Source organism: Streptomyces yongxingensis (assembly GCF_055597465.1).
Window position 1 is genome coordinate 9,040,215 of sequence record NZ_CM145717.1, and the last position, 26,235, is coordinate 9,066,449.

A 26,235-nucleotide genomic window follows, 5' to 3' on the forward strand; every position below is an offset into this window, starting at 1 on the left:
CTACGCATGCGTGTATTCGTCACCGGTGCCAGTGGCCACATCGCGTCGGCCGTGGTGCCCGAACTGCTCCAGGCCGGACACGAGGTCGTCGGCCTGGCGCGGTCCGACGCCTCGGCCGACGCCGTCAAGGCCCTGGGGGCCGAGGTGCGCCGCGGCGACCTCGACGACCTGGACGGTCTGCGCGGGGCCGCGGCCGACGCGGACGCGGTCGTCCACCTCGCGTTCAATCACGACGCCATCCCCGCCGGGAAGTTCGCCGACGCGGTGGCCGCCGACCTGGCGGTGGTGCGGACACTCGGCGACACGCTGGCCGGCACCGGCAAGACCCTCATCGGCGTCGGCTTGACGCGCACCGGCGACACGGAGCGCGACGCGGCGATAGACGCCAACCCCCGCTCCGCCGTATCGCGCGCCATCAACGACTTCACCGAACGCGGCGTGCGGACCGTGCTCGTCGCGATCCCGCCGGTGACGCACAGCACCCGGGACAGGGGCGGCTTCATCCCGATGCTGATCAAGATCGCTCGTGACACGGGCGTGTCCGGCTACGTCGGCGACGGCACCAACCGCTGGCCCGCCGGTCACACCCTGGACGTCGGCCGCCTCTACCGGCTGGCGCTGGAGAAGGCCCCGGCCGGCTCGCAGCTGTATGCCGCCGCCGAGGAAGGCATCACGGTGCGCGAGATCGCCGAGACCATCGGCCGCCACCTGAACGTCCCGGCCGTGAGCATCCCGGCCGAACAAGCCGCGGACCACTTCACGGGCTTCCCGTTCATCACGATGGACATCACCATGCCCAACGCCGACACCAGGCAGTTGCTGGGCTGGGACCCGGTCCACCCCGGCCTGATCGCCGACCTCGACGACGGCCATTACTTCACCACCGACTGACGCCGTCGGGCGCGGCCGGGGCGGGGGCAGGGACGGGGGCCGGGGCGTCCGCGGTCCGCACCCGGCCCGAGCGTCTCAGGTGAAGAGCAGCATGTAGGAGGAGGTGAGGCCCGAGGCCAGCCAGAACGATCCGCCGAAGATACCGACGATGATCAATACCGCCAGCGCGCTGTCTATCTTTTCCACCAGTGGGGACGGAGGCCGGGGCTCCAGGTCATGTGAACTCATCCGTCCAACATATGCCAAGAAGTAGGTGTGTGCGGCGGCCTGTTGAGGTTTCCGTGACCACCGGCGGCCGGTCGAGGATCACTGCGCTGGAAGCTCGCCGCACTTCTTCCGCTCGGGCGCGGACGTCGCCTGCTCGCAGCGGCGGGCCGGCCGCGCTGGCCGTGAACCCCGCCGGGCTGGCGCCCTGCGGCTCCTACGGGTGCGAGGACCGCATCCCGTAGGTCGGCGAGTTTTTATCGGTTCGTGGCCCCATCGTGCCCAGGAACGGGAAGGCACTCACGGGCGCGACGCGGTCAGGCGTCCGTCGACGTGGTGGTGGTCGTGCCGATCCGCGGCAGGATGACGAGGAGCACGGCTGCCGCCGCGAGCACATGCAGCACTTCCAGGGCCACGACGGTCAGGGCCTGGTCGGCGCCCACCAGCGGCCCGACGAGTAACAGCACCACGGCGACGGTCACGATCGCGGCGAAGGTACGCGTCGGCTGGGCCGTGCGCCGCGCGATGAGCAGCGCGGCGGTGCCGCCGACCAGGCTCACCAGGAAGGCCGCGAGGCACGCCTGGACCGCGGTGACGGTGCTCTCGGTGCCGGACATGGTGACGTCGAAGTCGGCTCCGGCAGCGTCGAAGATCAGGTAGCCCACGAGGACGGCGACCGTCGCGGCCAGGGCCGCGGGTATGACGAGGCGGGCGATGGCGGCGATGGGGCGGGTGGATGCGGTGTCAGTCATGGAACTTCTTCCGTGGATTATGGGGAAAGTGGGTGGTGAGCAGCCTCGCGGGTCGGGTGGGGCAGGAGTGCGGGGCTGTTGACAGCCACGTCAGTCTGCTCGTTGATCGTTTCGGAGGGCGCGCTTCCGGCCACGTGCCGACCACCGGCGGACATGGCGAAGCCCCCGAGGTCTTGGGGAGTGCGCCGGGGGCTTCGCATGCGCCTGCGGCTCCGATCGCGGCAAGGACCCATACGCCACCGCTGCCGCCGTCGTTTCGCCTACTGGACAGGTTGCCGGGCAGTCCCTCCAGGGGAATGACGCCCCGCTTCGTTCACCGCTCCGTCGGCGCGGCCAGTGCCGGGTTCTGCCCGGACCGGCTGAGCGCCTCGGCGACGAACCCGGAGGCCGTCAAGTCGGCCACGGTCTCGCCCAGGAAGCGCACGGTCTCCGGGCGTCGTGTCCTCGTTGTCCCGACGGCCTGCCGGATGGTCATGAACGCGGGCTCGACCAGGCGCAGTTCGGGCCGATCGGCGAGGTGCGCGGTCAGTGGCTGCCGGATTCCCGCCGCGGCCTCCAGTTTCTCGGTGTGGAAGACGTCCACCCCCTCCGGGCCCCGGATCACGGTGGCGTGGCGCAGGGTGCGGGTGAGGTACAGGTCGTAGGCCGAGCCCTGCTTCACCCCGATGCGGATGCCCGGGCGGTCGACGTCTTCCGGCGTCCGCAGTGGGGACTCGGCCGGGACGGCGTACACCCCCTCGATGTGCACATACGGAGGGGTGAACGCGATCTCCGCCTCGCGGGCCGGTTCGATGGCGAGGAAGCACAGGTCGGCGCGGCCGGTGGCCATCGCCTCGTAGGACTTGCGGGCCGCGTCGAAGCAGACGAACTCCACGGGCAGGCCGAGCCGCCGGGCCGTCTCACGGGCGAGATCGACGGTGACACCGCCGGGCGCGTCCGGGCCGCCCTGGGCGAGGACGGGGTTGCCGAGGTTGATGGAGGCGCGGAGCACTCCGGTGGAGGCGCGGAGCACTCCGGTGGGGGCGAGGTCGCGGGCGAGCGCGGCGATGTCGGTGATCTCCATGGGCCGAGTCTAGGAACGGGTGCACGCCACCCCTGTTCCAGGAACGGGGAACCCGGTCGGCCGACGCGTGAACCGGCGGGATCTCAGAGCCGGACGACGATCAGGGCGATGTCGTCGCGCCCGCCTTCGGCCACGCCGAGGCGGGTGAGCAGGGTGTCGGCCAGATGGTCGGGGTCGAGAGAGGTGTGGCGGGCGAGGGTGTCGGTGAGGCGGCGCAGCCCGACGTCGATGTCCTCGTCACGGCGTTCGATGAGTCCGTCGGTGTAGAGCACGAGGGTGTCGCCCGGGGCGTAGGACACCGTGGCCTGAGGGCGCGGGAGGTGGTCGGCGACAAGGCCCAGCGGAGGGTTGGTGGCCTGGTCGAGCAGGTCGACGGTGCCGTCCGGCCGGGCCAGGACGGGCGGCGGGTGGCCGGCGCTGGTGTAGGTGATGCGCTGCTGACGGGTGTCGATGACGGCCTTGGCCGCGGTGGTGGCCAGTGCGCCCTCGAAGGCGCGGGCGTAGAGGCTCAGGACGTCCATCGCTCTGCCGGGCTCGCTGATGGCGCGGACGGCGGCGGACAGGGCGCTGCGGAGCATGCCCATGACGGCGGCTGCCTCCAGGCCGTGGCCGACCACATCGCCGACCGCGACGGTGAAGGTGTCCGCGGACAGGTCCACCACGTCGTACCAGTCGCCGCACACGTTGAGCGACCGGGCGGCGGGCATGTAGCGCACGGCGATTTCGCGGTGCCCGGCCAGGTCCGGGGAGTGCAGCATGGCCTCCTGGAGGGTGAGGGCGGTCCGGCGCTCCCGGTCGTGGGCCTCGCGGAGTTCCTCATTGAGGCGCTGGAGTTCCCGCGCCCGCGTGTACAGCTCGGCCTCCATGGCCTCGCGCTCTTCGCCCGTGTCCTCCGGCCCGGGGCGCGGCGGGCGGGTCAGCACGAACTCGGTCATGTCCTCCACCCGGTGGATGATCCACCGCACCTCTCCACCAGGTCCGAGGACGGGTGTGTTGATGGGCGACCACCACTTCGCCCGGAACACTCCCGGACGCCCGGAGACGGGGATGTCGTACTTCTGCACCGCCATCGTGTCCGTTCTCTTCAAGCGCAGGACTCGCTGGAGTGAGGCGTCCAGATTGCGCACCCCGTCGGCATCCGGGTCCGCCGGATTGTCGGGGTGGACCTCGAAGAGGTAATGCCCGATCAGCTCCTCCCTGGTCCGCCCCGTGGCCCGCAGATAGGTCTCGTTGACCTCGACGATCACCAGGTCGGGGGCCAGCACCAGACAGGGGCTGGGCATGACGGCGAACACCGCCTGATAGTCGATCCGAGGTGCGCTCACAACCTTCTCCCGTCCGGCCCGGCCCTCATCTCCGATTCTCGACTATGCGGCCCTCCCCGAGCGACGGCCTGTCGGCTCGCCGGAGGCCGCACTGGCCGGATGGCTCACGGTCGCTCCTGGCATGATCCGCGTCCTGATCGCCTTGGTCTCCGATGGGGGCCTCCTCGCCGGGACGGCCCGTAACCGGGCGCGTCCCTGACGCCTCCGGCCAGGCGACGGATCGTGACGCCCGCGGCGGGCCGCTCCCCTCCCCGCCGGATACCCCGTAGTGCGGGGCGGCTGAATCGCGTAGGGCGCCGACGGCCCCGGTCGCACCGTGTCGGGCTGCCCGGTTGCTGTGCCGGTTGTGGAGCGATCTTGTGAGATTCGGACACGCTTTTGAACCTCACCCGCCGCCGGCTCGTCATCCAGTGCTGGAGCACCGGGATGTCTTCGCGGCGATGCGAAGGTCCCCGCGCGATGAACCGCACCACGAGCGAATGGACAAGCACACCATGGGGCGACACCGACGAATATCCCGGCTTCCCCGGACCACGCTGGCGTCACGAGCGGCGCTGGCCGCCGGGGCACTCGTGCCGACGATCGCCTCGGTGGGGTCGGCTCACGCGGCCACCCCGCAGGCGGCGATCTGCACCTCGGACGAGCCGGGGCTCGCGGACAAGCTCTCCCAAGACATCAATTCGGCACTGGACGGCTCCCCCGCCACGACGGCCATCAGCCTCCATGACCGCACCACGAACACCACCTGCACTCTCGACGCGGACCGGACGTTCGACTCCGCGAGCACGGTCAAGGTGACCGTGCTCGCCACCCTGCTGTGGGACGCGCAGAAGGACGATCGCGCCCTGACGCAGGAGGAGAAGGACCGTGCCACCGCCATGATCACGAAGTCCGACAACGATGCCACCACCGCGCTGTGGAAGCAGCTCGGGGCGGACAAGATCAACGGATTCCTGCAGGCCGCGGGGATGACCAACACCGTCCTCGACAGCGAGGGGCACTGGGGGCTCACCCAGATCACCGCCAACGACGAGGAGAAGCTCCTCGACCTGGTGACCCGCGCGAACCCGGTGCTCGGCGAGGACTCCCGCGGCTACGTCCTGAAGCTGATGGGCGAGGTCATCCCCTCGCAGCGCTGGGGGACCCCGGCCGGCGCGCCGGGCGACGCACAGGTGCATGTGAAGAACGGCTGGCTGGAGCGGGCCACGAACGGCTGGCGGGTGCACAGCCTCGGTGCTTTCACCGGTGGCGACCACGACTACACGATCACGGTGCTCTCGCAGGACAACGCCACGATGGACGACGGCATCGCCAACATCGAGGGCGTCGCCCGCGCGGTCCACCAAGACCTCAACGCATCCGCGTCCAGCGCTCAGCCCTGACCAGGGCGTGTCCGAAAGCGGAGCGAAGGCCGCACCGGGCCGGCCCATCGGGGTCAGGAGGTCCCGGTGTGGTGGTCGAGCAAGCGGCTGAGCAACCGTACGAACTGGTCGCGCTCGGCCGGGGTCAGCGGCGCGAGCAGTTCGTCGTGGAGTTCGTCCAGGACCTTGTCGAGGCGGCGCAGTCGGCGGCGGCCTCGGGGGGAGATCGTGATGGTGTTGCGGCGCCGGTCGTCGGGGTCCGGCGCCCGCTCGACGAGGCCACGCTCGGTGAGTTCGTTGAGCACACCGACCATGTCGCTGCGGTAGATGCCGGTGCGCCTGCTCAACGTCGCCTGGCTGGCCGGGCCGTATTCCTGCAGCGAGGCGAGCACGGCGTAGTGCCACTTGCGGGCGTCGGCCCGGGCCAGCCCCTCGTTGATCAGCCGGTCCGACCGCGTGGTCAGCTGCGACAGCAGTCGGCTCGCCAGTCGACGCAGCCGTACGGGCGTCCGGGGCGCGCCGTCGTCGGGAACGTCCGCGGCTTCGGCTCTGGTCATGGCGCCCATCCTACCGATTGCGTTAGTCCCACTAACGATGTACGTTCACTCGCGCCGACAACGTTAGTGCGACAAACGTTTGTTGAGCGAACTCCATGGAAGGAACCCCTTGCCCACCACGACACTGCGGATCCCCACCCCGGACGGTCAGGCCGACGCCTTCGCCGCCTTCCCCGACCACGGCGACCGGCACCCGGGGGTGCTGATGTACGCGGACGCCTTCGGCATCCGGCCCGTGCTGCGGGAGATGGCCCGCGAACTGGCCGGGCACGGGTACTACGTGCTCGTCCCCAACTTCTTCTACCGGCACGGCCCGGCACCGCTGATCGAACTTCCCGAGCACATCGGAGAAGAGGTCCGGCCCGCGCTCGTCGGGCAGCTGATGCCCCTGATCGAGGCGCACACCACCGAACGGATCCTGCGCGACGCCGATGCCTACCTCAGGTTCCTCACCACCCGGCCCGAGGTGGGCGCCGGACCGGTCGGCGTGATCGGCTACTGCATAGGCGGTCTCCTGGCGATGCGCACCGCCGCGGCCCACCCCGGTCAGGTGGCCGCCGTCGCCGAATTCCACGGCCCCGTGGTCGCCGACGGGCCCGACGGCCTGCACCGCCTCCTCTCCGGGCTCACCGCCCAGGTCCACCTCGGCCACGCCGAAACCGATATGACGCCCGAGGCCCTCGGCGAGCTCAACCAGGCCCTGGACGCCGCGGGTGTCGACCACACCTCCGAGATCTACCCCGGCACCGTCCACGGCTTCACCATGTCCGACACCGACGCCTTCGACCCCTCGGCGCTGCGACGCCACTGGGACCGGCTGCTCCCGCTCCTGGACCGCACCCTGGCGGGCGGCTGAGGGGGCTCCGGCGCGGAGAGCGAACCCGACGGGCGGATTTCCCGCGGCCCGACCCCTTCACGGATCCGGTGCATGCACTGTATACACAGTATATGAGCCGAGAAGACAGAGGCCGCCGCGGTGATGCCCAAGGCGCCGACGCCCTCACCGACGAGCTGCGCCGGCTGATCGTCGAGGGCGTCTACCCGCCGGGCCACCGACTGGTCCAGGACGAACTCGCCGACCGCTTCGGGGTGAGCCGCATCCCGCTGCGGGAGGCCATGCGCACCCTCGCGAGCGAGGGCCTGCTGCGCTCGACGCCGGGCCGCGGCACGTTCGTCACGGTGCTGGACCTCGAGGAGATCGACGAGATCTACAACCTGCGGCGGCTCATCGAGCCGAGTTTCGCCGAGCACGTCACCGAGCGGGTCTCCCGGCGCGACATCAGCCGGTTCGAGGAGATGGCGACCGCGATGGAGCGGGCCGCGGGGTCCGGCGCCGATATCTGGTCGCGGACGAACCTCGCCTTCCATCTGGACATGTACCGGCTGTCCCGGCTGCCCATGCGCTACGAGATCATCTCGCAGATGTACCACCGGCTGGAGCCGTACTCCCGGTTCTACGTCCATGGCACCTCGGCGTACGGCCGGGTCCACCATGAGCACGCCGCGATGGTCCAGGCGCTGGCCGACGGGGACGCGGAGGAGCTGGCCCGGCAGATCACGGCGCACATCGACGGCGGCCAGGAAGGGCTCCACACGGCCTGGGAGAACAGCAGCGGCGCCCTGCAGGCGTACTGGGCGGAGTCGGCCCGGTGACCGCCCTCGCGCTCAACACCGATGTGGGCGAGGGGTTCGGGGTCTGGGGGCCGGCCGACGAGGGCGAGCTGCTCGACCAGGTCACCGCGGCCAACGTGGCCTGCGGGTTCCATGCCGGAGACCCCGACATCCTGCGCCGCACCTGCGAGGCGAGCGCCGCCCGGGGCGTGGCGATCGGGGCCCAGGTCTCCTACCGCGACCTGGCCGGTTTCGGCCGCCGCTTCATCGACGTGCCGCCGGCCACGCTGGTCAACGAACTCCTGTATCAGATAGGCGCGTTGGAGGTGTTCGCCCGGCTCGCGGGCGGTCGCGTCGGCTATGTGAAGGCCCATGGCGCGCTCTACAACGCGGCGGCCCGGCACACCGGGCACGCGGCCGCGATCGTCGAGGCGGTCGCCCTCTACGACCGCGCGCTGCCGCTGCTGTGCCAGCCGCGCACCGCGGTCTGGGAGCGGGCGGTGGAGGCCGGGGTGCGCCCGCTGGCCGAGGGGTTCATCGACCGCGGCTACACCGACGAGGGGCTGCTGGTGCCCAGGTCCGCGCCCGGCGCCCTGATCACGGACCCGGCCGAGGCGGCCGAACGCGCCCTGCGGATGGCGGAGTCGGGGACGGTGGTCTCGGTGAGCGGCAGCGTCGTACGGATCGCCCCGGACGGCGGAGAGCTGGCCGCGCTGTGCGTGCACAGCGACACCCCCGGCGCGGCCGGGCTGGCAGCCGCCGTACGGGAGGCGCTGGCGTCGGGGGGTGTCGCGGTGGGCCCGCCCGGGGCCGCCGCCGACCGGGTGGGGGTGCGGCCGTGACCCCGGCGGACGCGGCCCCGGCGGGCACGACCCCGGCGGAGGTGCCGCCTGCGAACGTGCCCCCGGCCGCCGTGCCCCCGGCGGAGGTGCCCCCTGCGAACGTGACGTCTGTGAACGTGCCCCCTGCGGACATGACCTCTGGCAAAACGATTCTGCGGAGAGCCGGCGACCGGGGCTGGCTGATCGAGTGCGCGGACCGGCACCCCGTCGAGGTCGCCACCTCGATCCGCGCCCAGCCCTGGGCGTCGGGGCTGCGGGAGGTCGTGCCCGCCGCCACGACCGTACTGGTGGTGGCGGAGACCGCCGCCGGCATGGGGAAGCTCGCCGCCGGGCTGCGCACCGTGCTCGACGGGCCCGGCGCCCACCACACCGGACCGCCGCCCGGCAGGCGGATCGTGATCCCGGTCCGGTACGACGGACCGGACCTGCCCGAGGTCGCCGAACGCCTCGGCCTGGCCCCGGAGGAGGTCGCGCGGCGGCACGGCGCGGGGGAGTACCGGGTCGGCTTCTTCGGCTTCGCGCCCGGCTTCGCGTATCTGGACGGCGTACCGGAGAGCCTGCGCCTGCCCCGGCTGTCCAGCCCGCGCCCGAGGGTGGCCGCCGGGGTGGTGGCCATCGCCGGGAACCAGACGGTGGTCTACCCCGGCGGAACCCCCGGCGGCTGGCACCAGATCGGCGTCACCACCACCCGGCTGTGGGACGTGACAGCCGAACCGCCGAACCGGCTCGCGGTCGGCGACCGGGTCGTCTTCGAGGCGGTGACGCCATGACGGTCACCTCCGCCGCCCCGGGCCGCCGGGCCCGCACCCGGCACCGGCCACCGGACCCCGGCACCGGCCCGGAGCCCGCCGTACTGACGGTCGTCCAGGCGGGGCCGGCGGCCAGCGTGCAGGACCTGGGCCGGCCGGGGATGGCCCATCTGGGCGTCCCCGCCTCCGGTCCGGCGGACCGGCGCAGCTTCCGGCTCGCCAACCGGCTGGCCGGGAACCCGGAGGACACCCCGGCCCTGGAGGTCACCCTCGGCGGCCTCGCGATCACCCTCTCCACCACCCGCCATGTGGCGGTCACCGGGGCCCCGGCGCCGCTGACGGTCGACGGGGTGCCGGTCGACGGCGCGCCGCGGCTGCGGCTCCGCGCCGGATCGGTGCTCGCCATCGGCCGCCCCTGGGCGGGCTGCCGCACCTACCTCGCCGTCTCCGGCGGGATCGAGGCGGAGCCGGTGCTGGGGTCGGTCTCGCGCGACTTCCTCACCGGGCTCGGCCCCGACCCGGTGCGCGCCGGGGCGGAGTACGGCCTTGGCCCGGTGCGGCCGGTCCCGGCGATCCCGCTGGAGCTGGCGTTCAGCGTCGTCCCGTGCGGCGGCCCGGTCACCGTCCGGTTCCGCTGGGGCCCGCGGCACGAGCTGTTCGACGCCGCGGACCGGCACCGGCTCACCACCACGCCCTGGCGGGTCTCCGCCCAGTGCGACCGGGTGGGCGCGCGGCTGACCGGACCGCCGCTGGCCATCGGCTCGGTCGACCTGCCGAGCGAGGGGACGGTGCGCGGCGCCATCCAGGTGCCGCCGTCGGGCGAGCCGATCGTCTTCCTCGCCGACCATCCGGTCACCGGCGGCTACCCCGTCATCGGGGTGGTCACCGACGCCGACATCGACCTCGTCGGCCAGACCCTCCCCGGGGACGAGCTCCGGCTCGCCCCCGTCCACTGACCCGCCCCTCAACACCCTGAAGAACGGCAAGGAGAGACGCACATGACCGCTCAGCCCGACTCCCTCGTCCCCTTCCACCTGGCCATCCCGGTGGACGACATCGAGGCCGCCCGCGAGTTCTACGGCAAGGTGCTCGGCTTCGCCGAGGGCCGCTCGGACACCAAGTGGATCGACTGGAACTTCGGCGGCCACCAGGTCGTCACCCACCAGGTCGGCGACGGCCCGTCCGGGACGCCGCGCGACGGCGTCGCCGGGACCAACCCGGTCGACGGCCACCAGGTGCCGGTGCCGCACTTCGGCCTGGTGCTGCCGGTGCCGGAGTTCCAGAAGCTGGCCGAGCGGCTCACCGCGGCGGGCACGGAGTTCGTGATCGAGCCGTACGTCCGCTTCCAGGGCGAGCCCGGTGAGCAGTGGACGATGTTCTTCCTCGACCCGGCGGGCAACGCGCTGGAGTTCAAGGCGTTCGCCGACCTCGGACAGCTCTTCGCCGTCTGATCCGCCGGCCGCCCGGCGGTCCTCATCCGCCCGGCGGTCTTCACCGACCCACCGGCGAGTGGCGCCCGGCCCGGCAGAACGACGGTCATCGGCAGGAGGACTGGTCCCGCGGATGACCGTCGTACGGGCCCCCGGCGCCGTACCGGCACCACTGACAGCACATCCCGGCCAAAGGACACGTCAGACCCGGAGGAACCCATGACGAGCGTATCAACGGCCGCGACGGCACCCGGAGACACCGGGGACACGGCCGCCGTGGCCACCGCGGCGCGCGGCGGCCCGCGCCGGGCGGCGCTGGCGGCGGCCGCCGGCACCGCCATCGAGTACTACGAGTTCGGCGTCTACAGCTATCTGGCCGTGGTCATCGGCCCGCACTTCTTTCCCGGGGACGACCCCACCGCCGCCCTGCTGGCCACGCTCGCGGTGTTCGGCAGCGCGTTCCTGATGCGGCCGCTGGGCGGCATCGTGCTCGGCCGGCTCGGGGACCGCGTGGGCCGCAAACCCGTACTGATCCTCACCGTGACCGGGATGGGCGGCGCCACCGCGGCCGTCGGGCTGCTGCCCACGGCCGAGACCGTCGGCGTGGCCGCGCCCGTCGCCCTGCTGGTGGTGCGGCTCGCACAGGGGTTCTTCGCGGGCGGTGAGGTGACCGGTTCGGCCACCTATCTCGCCGAGTCGGCCCCGGCCGGGCGGCGTGGCTTCTTCGGGGCCTTCACCCCGGTCGGGGTGGCCCTCGGCGGCGGGGCCGCGGCGCTGGTCGCGGGCGTCACCACGACCGCGCTGAGCGAGCGCCAGCTCGACGCCTGGGGGTGGCGCATACCGTTCCTGCTCTCGCTGCCCCTGATCGCCGTCGCCCTGATCGCCCGCAACCGGCTCGCGGACTCCGAGAGCTTCCTCGCGGCGAAGTCGGAGCGGGCGACGGCCAAGGCGCCGCTGACGGAGGTGTTCACCCGCCACCGCGGCCCGGTGCTGAAGGTGACCCTGCTGGCCATCGGCTCCAACTGCGGCTACTGGGTCGGCCTGATCTTCATGAACATCTATCTGACCACCGACCTCGGCTACCCCAAGGACTCCACCTTCTGGATCATGGGCGGGATCAGCCTGTTCGTGGCCGTCCTGATGCCGGTGTGCGGGGCGCTGTCCGACCGGTGGGGCCGCAAGCGGCTCATCACCATCGGGTTCGCCGGGTACGCGGTCCTGGTCGTCCCCGCCATGCTGGTCATGGGACTTGGCAGCTTCCCGCTCGCCGTCGCGGCCATGGTGGTGCTGGCCCTGCCGATGCCGGTCGTCCAGTCCGTCACCTACCCGACGTACGCCGAGCTGTTCCCGACCCGGGTGCGGTACACCGGGCTCTCGTTCAGCTTCAACATCGGCACCATCGTCGGCGGCGGGCTGAGCCCCTATCTGTCCACCTGGCTGATCTCGGCCACCGGCAGTCTGCTCGCCCCGGGCTTCCTGCTGATGGCGGCCGTGGTCGTCGCCCTGCTGACGCTGCGCACCGTCGCCGAGTCCAGCCACGGGGAACTGGCGTGACGGCCGCCGTGCGGCCCGGCCCCGCCGCTTCCGGAGATGGCCTTCCCGGGGACGCGCCCGCCACCCCGGCGGCGCTGCGGCGCCTGGTGGCGGACGGCCGGTGGACCGGGCCCACGGCCGGTCTGCTGGACGGGTACCAGCAGGCCAACCTCGTGATCGTACCCAGCGACCTCGCCTTCGACTTCCTGCTGTACTGCACCCGCAACCCCGCGCCCTGCCCCGTCCTCGCCGTCACCGAGCCGGGCGACCCGGTGGTGCGGCTCGGCACGACCGTCGCCGACCTGCGGACGGACCTGCCGCGCTACCGGGTCTGGCACGACGGCGAACTGGCCGCCGAACCACCCGACATCACCGCCCACTGGCGCCCGGACGCGGTCGGCTTCCTCCTCGGCTGCAGCCACACCTTCGAGGGCCCGCTGCGCGCCGCGGGCGTCCCGGTCCGGTACGCGCCGGAGTCCGCGGCGCCGCCCGTCTACGTCACCGACGTGGCCACCCGCCCCGCCGGGCGGCTGGCCGGGCCGCTGGTGGTCAGCATGCGCGCGATACCGGCCCGGCTGGTGGCGCGCGCCGTCGAGATCACCGCCCGCTATCCGGCCGGGCACGGGGCGCCGGTGCACATCGGCGACCCGGCCGCGCTCGGCATCGCCGACCTGGCCCGGCCGGACTTCGGCCCCTCCCCGGTCGTCGAGGACGGCGACGTCCCGGTGTTCTGGGCCTGCGGGGTGACACCCCAACTGGCGCTCCCCGCCACCCGGGCCCCGTACACCATCACCCACTACCCGGGCCACATGTTCGTCTTCGACCACACCGTCGACGCGGGCCCGGCGCCGAGGTGAACGGCCCTCCGCGGTCCGGCGGCGGGTGTCTCAGGGAGCGATGCCCACGCCGTCGATCCGGCTCCAGGCCCGCTCCTGGGCGGACGTCATGGCCGGCCAGGTCAGTCCGCCCGGCCGGGGCCGGACATGAGAGGCATAGGGACCCGGGTGGAAGCCGGGGTCGTAGAAGCACCCGGTGCCGTAGACGCGGTCGAACGTGGCGCAAGAGGCAGCGATGGACCGCGGTGTGGGCTTGTTTCCGGTGCGCACCCAGGAGTCCAGCGCGGCGATGGAATCGGCGTACTCGGCGTCGCTCAGCTCGCTGTGTTCACTCTCCTCGGTGAAGGTCTGCACGAGGTTCTTCCCGCGGTGCGCGCCATCGACGGTGGCCCGGTACGCCGACTCGTGCTCGACGAATGCCGTGGGGTCGTCGATGGCGTGCATCGTCAGCACCGGGATGGACACGCGCCCGGTGAGGTCGCTGTCGTAGGAGAGGTCACGCCGGGCGTCGGGGGCGGCGGAGAAGCGCTCGACGCCCGCGTTCAGCGCCGTGTCGTCGTGTGAACCGGAGTACCACACGCCCTGATTGCCGAAGGGATTGCGGTCGCCGAGCCGGCTGTGCACGATGTCGCGGAAGGTGAACACCGAGAAGCGCAGATGGGACTCCAGGGTCCGCTCCGGAATGCGGGTGACGGCGAGGATGTCGTCGAGGTTGCGCTGCTGCGACGCGGTGCGTTCCTTGGGGGCGGAGGCGTAGCCGGTGCACTCCTGGAGGCGGGCGCGCAGCCCGGCCGTCGTCAGGGTCGACCCGGGCCGCAGCCCCTGCCACAGCGGGTACTGGGGCTCGTCGGGGCGGGGCAGGTTGCGGCAGTAGTACTGGTAGACCACGCGCAGATCGACGCGGTAGTCGTAGCCCCGGGAGCCGCCGCCCAGGACACCGCTGGTGAGGAGGGCGCCGTCGTAGGGGCCGTTCTTCTCGCCGTACGTCTCCACGACCTTGGCGGCGACGTTTCCGCCCCAGGACTGGCCGTGTACGTACGTCCGCTCGGGCTTGCCGAAGTCCGCCACGAACAGGCGGCGCAGATTCTCCGTGTCGGCGGCCGCCATGCGCGTTCCGTAGCCACCCCGCCGGTAGGACGAGCCCGCCCAGGCATAGCCCTCGGACACCATCACCGACCAGCGGTCCAGGTCGCTGACGCTCCGCTTCGGATCGGACCCCTCGCCCAGGTCGGGACCGCCGTGGGAGTGGACGACCAGCGATCCGTTCCACTTCTTCGGAACGGCGATCGCGTAGTACGCCCCGTTGCCGTCCTGGCCGGTGTAACACGTGGCCCTGTCGCCCACGCTCGCCGGGCACGCGACCGGCGCGGGGCGCGGCTGGGCCGCCTGGACCGGACCGGCATTGCCCAGCGTCGCCGCGACGATGCCCGCGATGCCGACGGCCGATGCCACGGTGCGCCGCACACGCGTCAGGCTTCGCAGCAGGGAGGACGGTACGTTCCGACTCGAGCTGTGCACAGCAACGCTCCTGACCTCAGTGGCGCTCCCTCGCGCCAGGCGTTGCGATGGTAGGGACACTTGTTCCGCCGACACCATTGAGCAGGGAGTTCTGTTCTTAACGTGCACGGCGCTTCCGGTGCACGCCCCTTCGCCCGGCCGTATGGGCCGTCGCCGCCTCGCGCAGCGCGTCCAGTCCGGCCGATACCAGCGGGTGTGCGGCGCTGCCGCGCCGTACGGCGGTCAGGAACCGCCGTACGGGCACCGGTTCGCCTCGCAGGGGAACCCGCGTGACCGCGTGCCGGGGGAGCGGCACGATCCTCGGCACGAGGCAGACGCCGAGCCCCTCGGCGACGAGCGCCGAGACCGCGTACCACTCCTTGGCCTGGTGGACGACGCGTGGGGTGAACCCGGCCGCCGCACACGCCGCCGTCACCAGCGGGTAGGTGTCGTTGTTCCGCTTCTTCACGATCCACGACTGCTCGGCGGCCTCCGCGAGTTCGACTCCCTCGGGCCGGGCGAGCCGGTGCCCCTCGGCGACCAGCAGGTCCTGACGGTCGGTCAGCAGGGGGGTCTGCTCGAAGCGGGCGTCGGTGACGGGCGGCGCGTCCGGGCCGGGCAGTACCAGCGCGACGTCCGCCTCGTCGGTGAGCAGCAGCCGGTAGCACTCGGCGCTCTCCTCCTCGACGATCAGCGGCTCCACCAGCGGGTGGGTCTCCCGCATCCGGGAGACGGCCGGGGCGGCGAGCGCGGCCAGCGCGGAGGACACCCCGCACAGCCGCAGCGTGCCGCGGGTGGCCGTGTGCTGCTGGGCGAGCTCCGCCTGGGCGGCTTCCCACCGCGTCCGCAACGCGTCGGCGTGCCGGAGCACGATGTGGGCGGCGGGTGTCAGGCGTACGCGCCGCCCTTCCGGCCGCAGCAGTTCCACCTCCAGATCGCGGGCCAGCAGGCGCAGCTGCTGGGAGACGGCCGAGGGGGTCAGATGCAACGCGGCGGCGGTCGCGGTCACCGTGCCGTGCTCGGCGAGCGCCCGCAGGACGTCCAGTCGACGGTCAATCATGCAGGCAAAGCTAAACAGTCATGTGCCGAAAGCGTCGCTGGACGTGCATGATCGCGGCATCGAGCCTGGAGACATGACCAAGCTCCCCGCCCCCGCCCTGATGCTCGGAAGCGTGCTGAGCATCCAGTTCGGGCAGGCCATCGGCAAGCAGCTGTCCGGTGCGGTCGGCGCGCCGGGAGCCGTGGCCCTGCGCCTCGGCCTGGCCGCGGTGTTCCTGCTGCTCGTGTACCGGCCCTCGCTGCCGCGCAGCCGCACGGACACGTTCCTGGTGCTCGGCTTCGGGACGGCCATCGCCGGGATGAACCTGATCTATCCCGCCCTGCTCCTGCTGCCGCTGGGCCTGGCCAGCGCCCTGCAACTGCTCGGTCCGATCAGCCTCGCGCTGCTCACCTCGCGCCGCCTCCACGACGTGGGCTGGGCCGTCCTGGCCGGGTGCGGGGTGTGGCTCTTCCACGCCCCGCACGGCGTCCGCTTCCCACTCTCCGGGGTGCTGCCGGCCCTGGCCGCGGGGGCGTCCATGGCCCTCTACCTGCTGCTGAGCAAGAAGGCGGGATCGCGCGGTGCCGGAGGCGGTCCACTGGCCCTGGCGGTGACGTGGGCGGCCGTGCTGACGGTGCCACTGGGCGTGGTGAGCCGGGGTACGGAGTTGCTCGCCCCCCGGGCGCTGGTGGCCGGAGCCGTGGTGGCGGTGGCTTCGGCGGTGCTCCCGTACTCGCTGGAACTGGCGGCGCTGCGGCGGCTGCCGACGCGGACCGTAGGCGTCCTGACCAGCCTGGAGCCCGCGAGCGCCGGCCTCGCGGGGGTGCTGGTCCTGGGCGAGCGGCTGAGCGGGGTGCAGTGGGTGGCCCTGGCGTGTGTGGGCGCGGCGAGCGCCGGGACGGTGATCCGGCGCGGACGGGGCGGAACCTGCCGTGGGCGGGGCGGAACCCGCCGGAGGTCCCGCCCCGTCCCCGGTGCGTCAGGTGGCGGCCGTCAGAAGCGGTCCGGGGAGCGCTGCGGAAGCGGGGCCCCGGGACGGACCTCCGGCTTCCGGTCCTCCCGGGAGTCGCCGTTCGAGTCGCCCGTCGCCTCGCAGGTCACGTCCTTCGTCGGCAGCTTGCCGGTGGTCAGGTAGTCCGTCACCGTGCCGTCCGTGCACGCGTTGCCGCTCGGGTAGACGCCGTGGCCCTCGCCGCCGAGGACCGTCAGCATCCTCGAGCCCTTCAGATCGGCGTGCAGGGCCTGACCGCTCGGCAGCGGGGTCTGGGAGTCCCACTCGTTCTGCACGACCAGCGAGCCGACCTTGTTGTTCACGACGGTGGCCCGCTCGACGGACCCGTCCCAGAACGCGCAGGGCTTGATGCTGGACGCGAAGTCGCCGTAGAGCGGGTAGCGGCCCTTGTCCTCGATGGCGTCCCGCCGGTAGCTCTCGGGGTCGCGGGACCAGGCGGCCGAGTTGTCGTTGCACACCACGGCCCAGAAGCTCGCGGTCATGTTGTCGCGCGGTACCTCGGAGCCGGCGGCCAGGCGTGGGGTTCCGGCCGGGTCCGGGAGCTTCTTCGCGGAGGCGGGCTTGCCGGCCGCGGCCTTCTTCAGCTCCACGACCAGGTCGGTGCCCTCCCGCACGCTGAAGACCGCCCTGCGCATCATGCTCCGGACGTCATCGCCGGTGTACTTCTCCCCGTCCACCTCGATGGGCTTCTCGTTCGCCCGCTGGACCAGGTCCCAGAACGTCCGGTCGACCTTCTTCGGGGTGTCGCCGAGCCCGTACGTCCCGGAACGCGCCGCGGCCCATTCGGTCCACCGGTCGAACGCGGGCTCGGCACCCTCCGCCCACCACTGGATCATCTTCCGCCAGGCGCGCGCCGGATCGACGGCGCTGTCCAGCACGACCCGGTCGGCCCGGCCCGGGAACAGCTGGGTGTAGACGGCGCCGAGGTAGGTGCCGTAGGAGGTGCCGAAGTACGAGAGCTTCTTCTCGCCGAGGATCGCCCGGAGCAGATCCATGTCCCGCGCCGTGTTGCGCGTGGTGATGTGCTTGAGCGTGGCGCCCGACTTCTCACGGCACTTGCGCGCGACATCCCGCGCCCAGGCGACGTCCTTGTCGAACGTCGCCTCCTTGTACGGCCGCAGCCAGTTCTCCTCCTCCGGCTCCAGAGCGCAGGTGACGGGCGTGGACCGGCCCACCCCGCGCGGGTCGAAGCCGATGAGGTCGTAACTCTGCCGCGCGGACCCGGGCAGCGCGTTCTTCATCTGCAGCGGCATGTCGAGCCCCGGCACGCCGGGGCCACCGGGGTTGGCGAGCAGGACGCCGTGCCGCTTGTCCGGTGCGGTGGTCTTGATCCGGGATATGGCCATGTCGATCCGCTTGCCGCCGGGGGCCCGGTAGTCGAGCGGCACCTTGATCGTCGCGCACTGGTACTCCGCCGGCTGATCGGCCTCGCACCGCTGCCACTTCGGCTTCTGCTTGACGTACGGGTCCAGGGCGCTCGCGGTGGCGGACGTCGGGGCGGCGGCCTGGGCGGTGCCGGCCTGGGCGGCGCCGGCCGTCGAGGTGGCGAGCGCGGGAGCCAGCGTCGCCGTGACACCGACGGCCAACAGCGGCGCGAGACCTCGTCTACGCACGAAATCATTCCTTCCGGTCGCGTATCGGGACAGGAACGATCATTCAGGTGGTGTGCGCCGGGGAACATCGGCCGTGCGTCCCCAACTCCCCTCCCTCTTGGGAGGGATGCGACGGCCGTGTGTGGTCCCCTGGTTGTACGGTCCGCTCGCGCTCGGTCAGGGTCGGGGTACCTCCTGGCCGTTGACGAACACCCGCCGGAAGGTCAGGTCGTCGGTGTGGGCGACGCTGTCGGGGTCGCGGATGCCGGTGAACGCGGAGCGGGAGAGGTGCACCCCGCGCAGGTGGTCGGTCTCCAGACCGACCAGCCGCAGCACGGTCCGGGCGCCGTCGATCTCCATCCGGTCCAGGTGGATGTTCCGCACGGACACCGGCAGTGTCCCGTCCTCGCCACCGTTGTAGTCCAGGGTCACGAAGGCGATGTCACGCTCCACGCCCTGCCCGGTGAAGTTCCGGATGTGCACACCGTCGATGGAGCCACCGCGCTTCTTGTTCGCCTTGACGTACAGCGCGTACTTGACGGGGTAGCGGCCGGGGAAGTCCGGTGGGTTGATCTCGCAGTCCTCGGCGAAGATGTCACGCACCCCGCCGGACATCTCGCTGCCGACCGTCATCCCGCCCCAGCGGCCGGAGAACCGGCAGTCGCGCACGACGATGTTCCTGCTCGGCACACCGACCCGGTGGCCGTCCTCGTCCCGGCCGGACTTGACGGCCACGCAGTCGTCGTTGGTGTTGAACCGGCAGCCGGTGATGAGCACATCGGAGCAGCACTCCGGGTCGCACCCGTCGGTGTTGTAGAGCGTGCTGTCCACGGTGACATCGCGCACGGTGACGTTGCTCGACAGCACCGGATGGACGGTCCACATCGGCGGGTCGACGATGGTCAGGCCGCTGACCAGGACATTGCGGCAGCGGTAGAACTGCACCATCTTCGGGCGCAGGTGGTGGCCGTCGCCGAAGACGCGCCGCGCCACCGGCACCCCCGTGGAGCCCATCTCGCGCAGCAGCTTCTGGTCGGCCCCCTGCGGTCCGCTGTCGCGGTACCAGCTCTCCCACGGCCCGAGCCGCGCCTGCCCGTCGAGCGTGCCGCGGCCGGTGACCGCCACGTCCCGCTCGCCGTACGCGTAGACGAAGGGCGAGTAGTTGTAAGCCTCGGTGCCCTCCCAGCGGGTGAGCACCACCGGCAGGAAGTCGCGCGGATCGGGGCTGAAGGCGAGGGTGGCGCCCGCGGTGACGTGCAGGTCCACCCGGCTGCGCAGATGGATCGCGCCGGTGAGGAAGCGGCCCTCGGGGACGACGACATGGCCACCGCCCGCGCGGTGGCAGGCGGCGATGGCGGCCCGGAATGCCGCGGTGTTCATCGTCCGCCCGTCGCCGACCGCGCCGTAGTCGGTGACCCTGAAGATACGCCGGGGGAAGGCGGGCGGCCTGATCCGGGCCAGGATCCCCGGCACCGCGCGCCACGCCCCGGTGTAGGCGGCGGCCGCGCCGGTGTGCGCGGTGGCCGCGTACGCCTGCTCCGCGGACAGGGGCGGAAGCGCCGCGCCCGCCGCCAGCAGACCGCCGGTGCGCAGCGCCGCGCGGCGGGAAGGTCTCGGGTGCATGGCCTGCCTCCTTGACAACGCTCTAGGGCCCTAGCTGACGGAGATCCGGTCCAGGTCGGGCGCGGACTCGGTGTCGTTGGAGATCCTGATGGTGTTGGCGCCGGGCTTCAGGGTGACGGGGAGGGAGGTCGTACGCGGCGTGGTGTTCCCGGTGTCGGTCACCGTCACCTTGGCCGCCGGGCCGCCGTTGACGCTCACCTGGAACGAGCGGGTGCCGTTGACCGTGTAGTCGAGGTGCAGCGTGTGCTCCCCGCCGTCGGGGACGACCACATCGGGGAACACCATGGCCGCCTGCTCGCTGCCGCCGATGTTGCGCACCTTCTCGGCCCCGGAGCAGGGTCCGCAGCCGGTGATGCCGGTGCTGCCGAACCGGTTGGCCGAGTCCTCCGCCTCACGGGCCCATATCCGGCCGTCGGGCAGTGGCCGGACCCGGACCTGGTCCGAGACCGACTTCGGCCGGCCGAGCAGCGCGTAGTCCGCCGTGACGGGGATGTCGGCCGACCCGGCGTCCTGACCGGGCGGGGAGGTGACGGTCCAGGTGCCCCGCACCGTCTGGCCGAGCCGCAGCGACCGGGCCGTGACCGGTCCGCCGTCCGCGGTCCAGCCGGCCGGCAGCCGGGGGGCGAGGCTGACGTCGTCGAGCTGCTCGTCGTCGTCCAGCCGGAGCGTCGCCGTGACGGTGAGGGACCTCTGACCGGGGCCGACCCACTGCAGACCGTGGGGCCGGACGGTGAGCGTGGTCTTGGGGGTGTACGAGGCCGGGGGCAGCGGGGCCACCGCGATCCGGTCCAGGCCGGGGCCACGGCGGGCGGTGCTGAACACCTTCACCGTATTGGCACCGGCCTTGAGCGGCACGGACACCGCCGTGCTCTCCGGCACCTCGGGGCTGTCCGCGGCCACGGGCACCTCGATCGGTGCCGCGCCGTTGACACTCACCGACAGGGAGGAGGCGGAAGCGGAGGTGTGGTCCAACTGGAGCCGGTAATCGCCCTGTTCGGGTGCGCGCACGTCGCGGTACGTCACGGAGTCGCGCGGCCCGCCGCCGAGGCCGTCCACGCGCCGGCCGCCCGAGCAGGCGCCGCACGCCACGGAGTGGGCCGCGCCCGACAGCCGGTTCTGCCGTGCCTCGGCCTCCAGCGGCAGCGCGGTGCGGGTGGTCTTCGAGCGGCCGTACGCCACCTGGATCTCGTCGATGCGCAGCTGGTCGTAGAACTCGGGCGCCTGCGGACCGCCCCACAGGCTGCGCACCTCCAGCTTCAGATAGCGGGCGGTCCGGTCGCCGATGTCGATGGTGCGCACCCCGCGCGCACTGGGCAGTGTGCCCGAGCGCACCTGGGTCCAGCGCTTGCCGTCGCCGCTGGCGTAGACGCGGTAGTCCTTGATGCGCGCGGAGTCCTCGGGGCGGCCGAAGGACGACCGGGCGTGCGTCGGGGACCACTCGCGCTGGTTCACCGCCAGCGCCGTGGCGTGCTTGCGCGCGCCGAGGTCGAGGGTGACGGAGACGGGCAGCTCGCCGTCGCTGTCCCAGTAGGTCTCGTAGTCGCCGTCGGCGAGGTCGGCCGCCGGGTGCCCGGTGCGCGCGGACGTGGCGGTGGCGCCGACACCCGACTGCGGGTAGAAGGGCCGTCGGCCGTCGGTCTCGACCTTGAAGACGGTGTCGTACGGATCCCAGTCCTCGATGCCGAGGATCGACAGCTGGCCACCGGACTGGCTGAAGCGCATCGCCTCGCCGGTGCGGAGATCGGTGACCCGGCGCACGGTGTAGCCGTTGTCGCCCAGCCGCACCATGTCGGTGCGGGGGCGGGTGACCACGTGCACATACTGGGTGCGGTCGCCGTTCTCGCCCCGGCCCACGGTGACCACGCCGTGGGCGCCGTCGTTCCAGAAGCCGGGCCGCATACCGCCGTACATGTAGCCGCCGCCCTCGACGCCGTACACCGACTCCCGGATGGGCTCGACCCACTTGCCCATGAAGTCGTTGAACTCCTCCTGCTGCGGCGGGAGTTTGCCGTTCACCATGGGTGTCTCGGCCATGAGTGACTTGATGGAGGAGCCCGCGTTGGTGATGTAACGGCCGGTGCTGAGCCGGGCGTCGACCTCGTGGTCGCCGCCGTCGTACCACCAGTCGCCGGTGGTCGGCAGCTTGTAGTCGGCCTCGGTCAGCCGGGGCATGGGAACGGTCACGGCGGCGGGGTAGTCGTACGCCGGGGTCATGCCGGTCTTCTGCTCATTGCTGACCGTGTCCATGATCGGCGTGTCTTCGTTGTTGTTGCTCAGCAGCCAGTCCGGCCGGCGCTCGCGGATCTTCTCGTAGAGACCGTTCTCCTCCCAGTACTCGTTGTCGTTGTCGATCCAGAACCCCGACAGATCTGGGTACTTGTCCATGACCTCGAGGAACAGGTCGTAGCTGTACATGCCGAAACCGCGGCGCGTGGTCAGGTCCACCTGTTGGCCCTTGTACTTCGAGTAGGCGGCCGAATCCAGCGTCTCGGTGCCCGACTCGTTGTGCCACTGCGGGTCGTCGGTCATGTAGAGGATGATGTGCACGCCCTTGGCCTTGGCCGCGGCCACGAGCTCGCCCAGCAGATCGCGCTCGGTGGCACAGCTTCCGGGGATCTTCGAGGGCCAGGGGCGGGCGTAGCCCAGCCTGCTGTGGAAGGTCGCGAGCACGATGTACGAGGCGCCGAGCTTGCGCGCCTCGTCCACCCAAGTGTCGGCGCTCCAGCCGCCCTCGGTGACATCGCGCTCCCATGTGGCGCAGTCGCGGTGCTGGGGGTGGGTGAACATGCCCCAGTGCAGGAAGAGCCCGGCGGTGGACTGGCGCAGCCACGCCTGCCGGGGGTGCTGGACCTCGGCCTGGGCCGGGGTGGCCAGGAGGCCGATGGCCAGGGCGAGTACGACCGCCGCGCACAGCGCGCGCCACCGGGAGCGGGTGGCGCGGGCGGCGCGTGCGGCACGCGTTGCAGGGATGTGAAGGGGGCGGAGCGGGATCCTCGGCGTGGGCATGTCCTGTCCTCCGTGAACGTTCCCGTGAGCGTTCACGGAGCACTGTCCGGCTCACCCGACCGCCGTGTCAATATGTGTGCGAGGTTGGGGTGTTGCGCTGTGGGGTTCCGTTGACGCCCGTCGTCGCCGCGGTGATGATCGAGGAGGAGCGCTTCGGGGATCACCTCGGTGAGAGGTCCCGAGTGCCACGTCGTGACCCACGTCCGAGGGTGGGGAGAGGGGTGGGGGCCCGTGCCCACGAGCGCCAGGCCGCGCCGCATCACCATCGAGGATGTGGCGCGCTCGGCCGGGGTGTCCCGGCAGACGGTCTCCCGCGCGGTCAACGACAAACCGGAGATCGACCCCGCCACGCGGCAGCGGGTGCTGCGGGTGGCCCAGTCGATGGGGTACCGGCCCAGCCGCTTCGCCCGTGGCATGGTCGGCCCGCACCTCACCACGCTGGGCCTGGTCATCGCGGATGTGCTCAACCCCTTCTTCCCCGAGGTGGTTTCCGGTGTGCTGGCGGCGGCCGACGAGCGCGGCTGGCAGGTCGCCGTCTACAGCACCGGGTCCGCCCTGGAACGCGAGACCGCGGTGGCGCGGACCGTGGTGGACCACGTGGACGCGTGTGTCGCCTTCCTGCTCGACCCCGGAGCCATCGAGCTCATCCACCGCTCCGGCATGCCCTTCGTCCTGCTCGACAACGAGCACCGGCCGCCGAGTGTGAGCGGGGGGCGGATCGACTTCGCCACCGGCATGCGGCAGGCGGTCGGCCACCTGGTCGAGCGCGGCCACCGGCGGATCGCGATGCTCGACGACCGTGGCCGCCCGGACGCCGGCGGCCACGGCACCCGCCACTCGCTGTTCCTCGGCGCCGCCGCCGGACACGGGCTGCCCGCCGACGAGGAGTGGGTGTTCCCGGCGGCCAACTCCCTCGAGGGCGGGGCGGCGGCCATGGACGACGTGCTGGCCGACGGTTTCGGGGCGACGGCGGTGCTCGCGTACAACGACCTGATCGCCATCGGCGCCATGCGCCGCGCCCGCGACCGCGGCCTGCGTGTGCCGGAGGACTGCGCGTTCGTCGGGTGCGACGGGCTGACGCTGAGCCGGCTCGTGGACCCGCCGCTGACCACCTTGACGGTCGACAAGGAACTCCTCGGCCGGGCCGCGGTGCGGCAGGTCGCCGCCCAGATGACCGGCGCCGGAACGGGCGAGACGGTGATCGTGCCACGCCTGGTGGTACGCGCGTCCTCCTGATGGTGCCCTTGGGCGACGTGGCCGACCTCGGGCCGGTCGTCGACCCACGTCGCCCTGCGCGGCGGCCCCCTCCTGCTGCCCGGCCCGGGCTCAGGCCCGTTTAGTTGTGTCTATATAATGATTATGACAACACAATTAAATGGAGGCCCCTTCATGCCGGATCTCGCTCCTCGGCGACGATGGCTCGTGCTGGCCATCTGCTGCATGAGCCTGCTGATCGTCAGTCTCGACAACACGATCCTGAACGTCGCCCTGCCCTCCATCCAGCGCGACCTGCACACGTCGGTGTCCGGGCTGCAATGGACGGTCGACGCCTACACGCTGGTGCTGGCGAGCCTGTTGATGCTCTCCGGTTCGACCGCCGACCGGGTGGGCCGTCGCCGTACCTTTCAGGCCGGGCTGGTGATCTTCACCGCGGCCTCGCTGCTGTGCAGCCTGGCTCCCGGGCTCGGCTGGCTGGTCGTCGCGCGGATGCTTCAGGCGGTCGGGGGGTCGATGCTGAACCCCGTCGCCATGTCGATCATCAGCAACACCTTCACCGACCCCCGGGAACGGGCCCGTGCCATCGGTGTGTGGAGTGGCGTCGTGGGCATCAGCATGGCCGCCGGGCCGATCATCGGGGGTGCGCTGGTGGAGTCGGCCGGCTGGCGGGCGATTTTCTGGATCAACGTACCCATCGGCCTCGCCGCGTGGACCCGGTCGGGCAGTCGCTCGTCATCGTGCTGCTCGTCGCGCTGACGTACGCGATCATCGAGTCGCCGAACCTGGGCTGGACCTCGCCCGTGGTCGCCGGGTGCGCGGCCGCGGCGCTGTGCGCGCTGCTGGGGCTGCTGTGGTACGAACCGAGGCGCACCGACCCACTTATCGACCTGCGGTTCTTCCGTTCCGCGCCGTTCTCCGGCGCCACCGTGATCGCGGTCGCCGCGTTCGCCGGTCTGGGCGGGTTCCTGTTCGTCAGCTCCCTGTACCTGCAGGACGTGCGGCAGCTCGATCCGCTGCACGCCGGGTTGTTCATGCTGCCCATGGCCGTCATGGCGCTGCTGACCGCACCCGTGTCGGGCCGCATGGTGGCCTCGCGGGGGCCGCGAACTCCGCTGCTGCTCGCCGGGGCGGCGTTGTGCGCGAGCGCCGTGCTCCAGGCGCTCACCTACTCCGAGCACCTTCCGGTGCCCCTCCTGGTCGTCGCGTATCTGCTCTTCGGCACCGGCTTCGGGCTGGTCAACGCGCCCATCACCAACACCGCCGTCTCGGGCATGCCCCGTTCGCAGGCCGGTGTCGCGGCCGCGGTGGCCTCCACCAGCCGGCAAACCGGCCAGTCCCTCGGCGTGGCCGTCATCGGTGCCCTCATGGCCGGGGGAGCGCACGCGGACGCGGCGGCCTTCACGGACGCGGCACGGACGGCATGGTGGATCGTCGCCGGCTGCGGCGCCGCGGTGCTGGTCATGGGTACGCTCACTTCCGGCCGCTGGGCCCGGGCAACGGCCCAGCGCACGGCGAAGCGGCTCGCCGCCGAGGAGACCAAGGAGACAGTGAACGTCTGATGGAGCGCCCACATGACAACGAGCCGCACGAGGGGGACGACGAGACCGCCAGGACGGCGGCCCGAGCCTGGCAGGGGCTGAACACGCTCCTGATGGAGCGTTACAACCGCCGCAAGGTGGTCGCGGAGAGCCTCGGCATGAGCTTCAGCCGCGTCAGGGCGTTGCGCCGGCTCGCCGCCGGCCCGATCACCCTGCGCGAACTGGCCGAGCGGCTGGGCGCGGACCCGCCCTACACCTCCGTCATCGTCGACGACCTCGTACGGCGCGGCCTCGCCGAACGCATCACCAACCCGGCCGACCGCCGGTCCAAGCTGGTCCATCTCACCGAGGACGGCCAGGCGTCGGCCGCCCGCGCCACCGCGATCCTCACCACCCCACCCGACGCCCTGCTCGCCCTGCCACTCGAGGACATCCAGGCGCTCGACCGCGTGGTGGCCAAGCTCCTCGACTGAACGAGGAGCGCGGTCCACGGTGTGCTGGGCGAATACGAGTGGCGGTAACGAGCTGTGATATGAAACCGGACAGAACGGCGGGT

Annotated in this window: 22 protein-coding genes and 2 pseudogenes; 14 read left to right on the forward strand and 10 right to left on the reverse strand. The window is 72.0% G+C overall.

Features of this window, described 5'->3' with window-relative positions; translation table 11 throughout:
• Positions 1 to 6 precede the first annotated feature (6 nt).
• Entirely contained in the window at positions 7 to 891 is an 885-nt protein-coding gene (locus ACZ6TD_RS38785; protein WP_471345643.1) for an SDR family oxidoreductase, read from the forward strand.
• Positions 892 to 966: 75 nt separating this feature from the next.
• On the opposite strand, the gene ACZ6TD_RS38790 is transcribed toward ACZ6TD_RS38785, so the two are convergent.
• The 4 genes from ACZ6TD_RS38790 to ACZ6TD_RS38805 form a co-directional block, all read right to left on the reverse strand.
• Positions 967 to 1,119, reverse strand: a complete 153-nt coding sequence (locus ACZ6TD_RS38790; protein WP_471345644.1) for a hypothetical protein — start codon at positions 1,117 to 1,119, stop codon at positions 967 to 969.
• 293 nt (positions 1,120 to 1,412) lie between these two features.
• Positions 1,413 to 1,847, reverse strand: a complete 435-nt coding sequence (locus ACZ6TD_RS38795) for a DUF6069 family protein (protein ID WP_471345646.1) — start codon at positions 1,845 to 1,847, stop codon at positions 1,413 to 1,415.
• 313 nt (positions 1,848 to 2,160) lie between these two features.
• On the reverse strand, positions 2,161 to 2,910 hold the full coding sequence (locus ACZ6TD_RS38800; protein WP_471345648.1) for a transporter substrate-binding domain-containing protein: 750 nt from the start codon (positions 2,908 to 2,910) through the stop codon (positions 2,161 to 2,163).
• A gap of 83 nt (positions 2,911 to 2,993) precedes the next feature.
• The gene (locus ACZ6TD_RS38805) at positions 2,994 to 4,235 is read right to left on the reverse strand and encodes a PP2C family protein-serine/threonine phosphatase (protein ID WP_471345651.1); all 1,242 of its coding nucleotides are present in this window, start codon (positions 4,233 to 4,235) and stop codon (positions 2,994 to 2,996) included.
• A 494-nt stretch (positions 4,236 to 4,729) separates the two neighbouring features.
• Here ACZ6TD_RS38805 and ACZ6TD_RS38810 point away from each other — a divergent pair, with 494 nt between their 5' ends.
• A complete protein-coding gene (locus tag ACZ6TD_RS38810; RefSeq protein WP_471358429.1) occupies positions 4,730 to 5,617 on the forward strand; it encodes a serine hydrolase in 888 nt (295 codons plus the stop codon).
• A 53-nt stretch (positions 5,618 to 5,670) separates the two neighbouring features.
• Here the strand turns inward: ACZ6TD_RS38810 and ACZ6TD_RS38815 are convergent, their stop codons facing one another.
• Complete coding sequence (locus ACZ6TD_RS38815; protein WP_471345653.1) at positions 5,671 to 6,153, reverse strand: MarR family winged helix-turn-helix transcriptional regulator; 483 nt, start codon at positions 6,151 to 6,153, stop codon at positions 5,671 to 5,673.
• 109 nt (positions 6,154 to 6,262) lie between these two features.
• On the opposite strand from ACZ6TD_RS38815, the gene ACZ6TD_RS38820 reads away from it, so the two are divergent.
• The 8 genes from ACZ6TD_RS38820 to ACZ6TD_RS38855 all read left to right on the forward strand — a co-directional run bounded on the left by ACZ6TD_RS38820 (position 6,263) and on the right by ACZ6TD_RS38855 (position 13,175).
• Positions 6,263 to 7,009 carry a dienelactone hydrolase family protein gene (locus ACZ6TD_RS38820; RefSeq protein WP_471345655.1) on the forward strand — a complete coding sequence of 249 codons (747 nt, stop codon included), beginning with the start codon at positions 6,263 to 6,265 and terminating at the stop codon, positions 7,007 to 7,009.
• A gap of 92 nt (positions 7,010 to 7,101) precedes the next feature.
• Positions 7,102 to 7,806, forward strand: coding sequence for a GntR family transcriptional regulator (locus tag ACZ6TD_RS38825; RefSeq protein ID WP_020873163.1), 705 nt, complete (start codon positions 7,102 to 7,104; stop codon positions 7,804 to 7,806).
• The gene (locus ACZ6TD_RS38830; RefSeq protein WP_471345657.1) at positions 7,803 to 8,606 is read left to right on the forward strand and encodes a LamB/YcsF family protein; all 804 of its coding nucleotides are present in this window, start codon (positions 7,803 to 7,805) and stop codon (positions 8,604 to 8,606) included. The genes ACZ6TD_RS38825 and ACZ6TD_RS38830 overlap by 4 nt, the downstream gene beginning before the upstream one ends.
• A gap of 131 nt (positions 8,607 to 8,737) precedes the next feature.
• Positions 8,738 to 9,376, forward strand: a complete 639-nt coding sequence (locus ACZ6TD_RS38835; RefSeq protein WP_471345659.1) for a 5-oxoprolinase subunit B family protein — start codon at positions 8,738 to 8,740, stop codon at positions 9,374 to 9,376.
• Entirely contained in the window at positions 9,373 to 10,311 is a 939-nt protein-coding gene (locus tag ACZ6TD_RS38840; protein ID WP_471345661.1) for a 5-oxoprolinase subunit C family protein, read from the forward strand. Before ACZ6TD_RS38835 ends, ACZ6TD_RS38840 begins: the two co-directional genes overlap by 4 nt.
• A 42-nt stretch (positions 10,312 to 10,353) precedes the next feature.
• Complete coding sequence (locus ACZ6TD_RS38845; protein ID WP_256649454.1) at positions 10,354 to 10,806, forward strand: VOC family protein; 453 nt, start codon at positions 10,354 to 10,356, stop codon at positions 10,804 to 10,806.
• 198 nt (positions 10,807 to 11,004) lie between these two features.
• Positions 11,005 to 12,339: an MFS transporter gene (locus tag ACZ6TD_RS38850; RefSeq protein WP_471345663.1), complete on the forward strand. Its 1,335-nt coding sequence runs from the start codon at positions 11,005 to 11,007 to the stop codon at positions 12,337 to 12,339.
• Positions 12,336 to 13,175 carry a putative hydro-lyase gene (locus ACZ6TD_RS38855; RefSeq protein ID WP_471345665.1) on the forward strand — a complete coding sequence of 280 codons (840 nt, stop codon included), beginning with the start codon at positions 12,336 to 12,338 and terminating at the stop codon, positions 13,173 to 13,175. Before ACZ6TD_RS38850 ends, ACZ6TD_RS38855 begins: the two co-directional genes overlap by 4 nt.
• Before the next feature lie 30 nt (positions 13,176 to 13,205).
• On the opposite strand, the gene ACZ6TD_RS38860 is transcribed toward ACZ6TD_RS38855, so the two are convergent.
• Together ACZ6TD_RS38860 and ACZ6TD_RS38865 are read right to left on the reverse strand one after the other, a co-directional pair.
• Positions 13,206 to 14,618, reverse strand: coding sequence for an alpha/beta hydrolase (locus ACZ6TD_RS38860; protein ID WP_471345667.1), 1,413 nt, complete (start codon positions 14,616 to 14,618; stop codon positions 13,206 to 13,208).
• Between the two features lie 151 nt (positions 14,619 to 14,769).
• The gene (locus tag ACZ6TD_RS38865; protein ID WP_471345669.1) at positions 14,770 to 15,711 is read right to left on the reverse strand and encodes a LysR family transcriptional regulator; all 942 of its coding nucleotides are present in this window, start codon (positions 15,709 to 15,711) and stop codon (positions 14,770 to 14,772) included.
• A 517-nt stretch (positions 15,712 to 16,228) separates the two neighbouring features.
• On the opposite strand from ACZ6TD_RS38865, the pseudogene ACZ6TD_RS38870 reads away from it, so the two are divergent.
• Positions 16,229 to 16,528, forward strand: a pseudogene (locus tag ACZ6TD_RS38870) (EamA family transporter); the annotation flags it as partial.
• Positions 16,529 to 16,683: 155 nt separating this feature from the next.
• Here the strand turns inward: ACZ6TD_RS38870 and ACZ6TD_RS38875 are convergent.
• The 3 genes from ACZ6TD_RS38875 to ACZ6TD_RS38885 form a co-directional block, all read right to left on the reverse strand.
• Positions 16,684 to 18,315: an alpha/beta hydrolase gene (locus ACZ6TD_RS38875; protein ID WP_471345671.1), complete on the reverse strand. Its 1,632-nt coding sequence runs from the start codon at positions 18,313 to 18,315 to the stop codon at positions 16,684 to 16,686.
• A 156-nt stretch (positions 18,316 to 18,471) separates the two neighbouring features.
• Entirely contained in the window at positions 18,472 to 19,917 is a 1,446-nt protein-coding gene (locus ACZ6TD_RS38880) for a glycoside hydrolase family 28 protein (RefSeq protein WP_471345673.1), read from the reverse strand.
• Between the two features lie 30 nt (positions 19,918 to 19,947).
• Complete coding sequence (locus ACZ6TD_RS38885) at positions 19,948 to 22,923, reverse strand: alpha-L-fucosidase (RefSeq protein WP_471345675.1); 2,976 nt, start codon at positions 22,921 to 22,923, stop codon at positions 19,948 to 19,950.
• 231 nt (positions 22,924 to 23,154) lie between these two features.
• Between ACZ6TD_RS38885 and ACZ6TD_RS38890 the strand changes: the two genes are divergently transcribed.
• From ACZ6TD_RS38890 to ACZ6TD_RS38900, 3 genes and pseudogenes are all read left to right on the forward strand, one after another.
• On the forward strand, positions 23,155 to 24,159 hold the full coding sequence (locus ACZ6TD_RS38890) for a LacI family DNA-binding transcriptional regulator (RefSeq protein ID WP_471345677.1): 1,005 nt from the start codon (positions 23,155 to 23,157) through the stop codon (positions 24,157 to 24,159).
• A 153-nt stretch (positions 24,160 to 24,312) separates the two neighbouring features.
• A pseudogene (locus ACZ6TD_RS38895) lies at positions 24,313 to 25,700 on the forward strand (MFS transporter).
• The gene (locus ACZ6TD_RS38900) at positions 25,700 to 26,152 is read left to right on the forward strand and encodes a MarR family winged helix-turn-helix transcriptional regulator (protein WP_471345679.1); all 453 of its coding nucleotides are present in this window, start codon (positions 25,700 to 25,702) and stop codon (positions 26,150 to 26,152) included. The pseudogene ACZ6TD_RS38895 and the gene ACZ6TD_RS38900 overlap by 1 nt, the downstream one beginning before the upstream one ends.
• Positions 26,153 to 26,235: the final 83 nt, after the last annotated feature.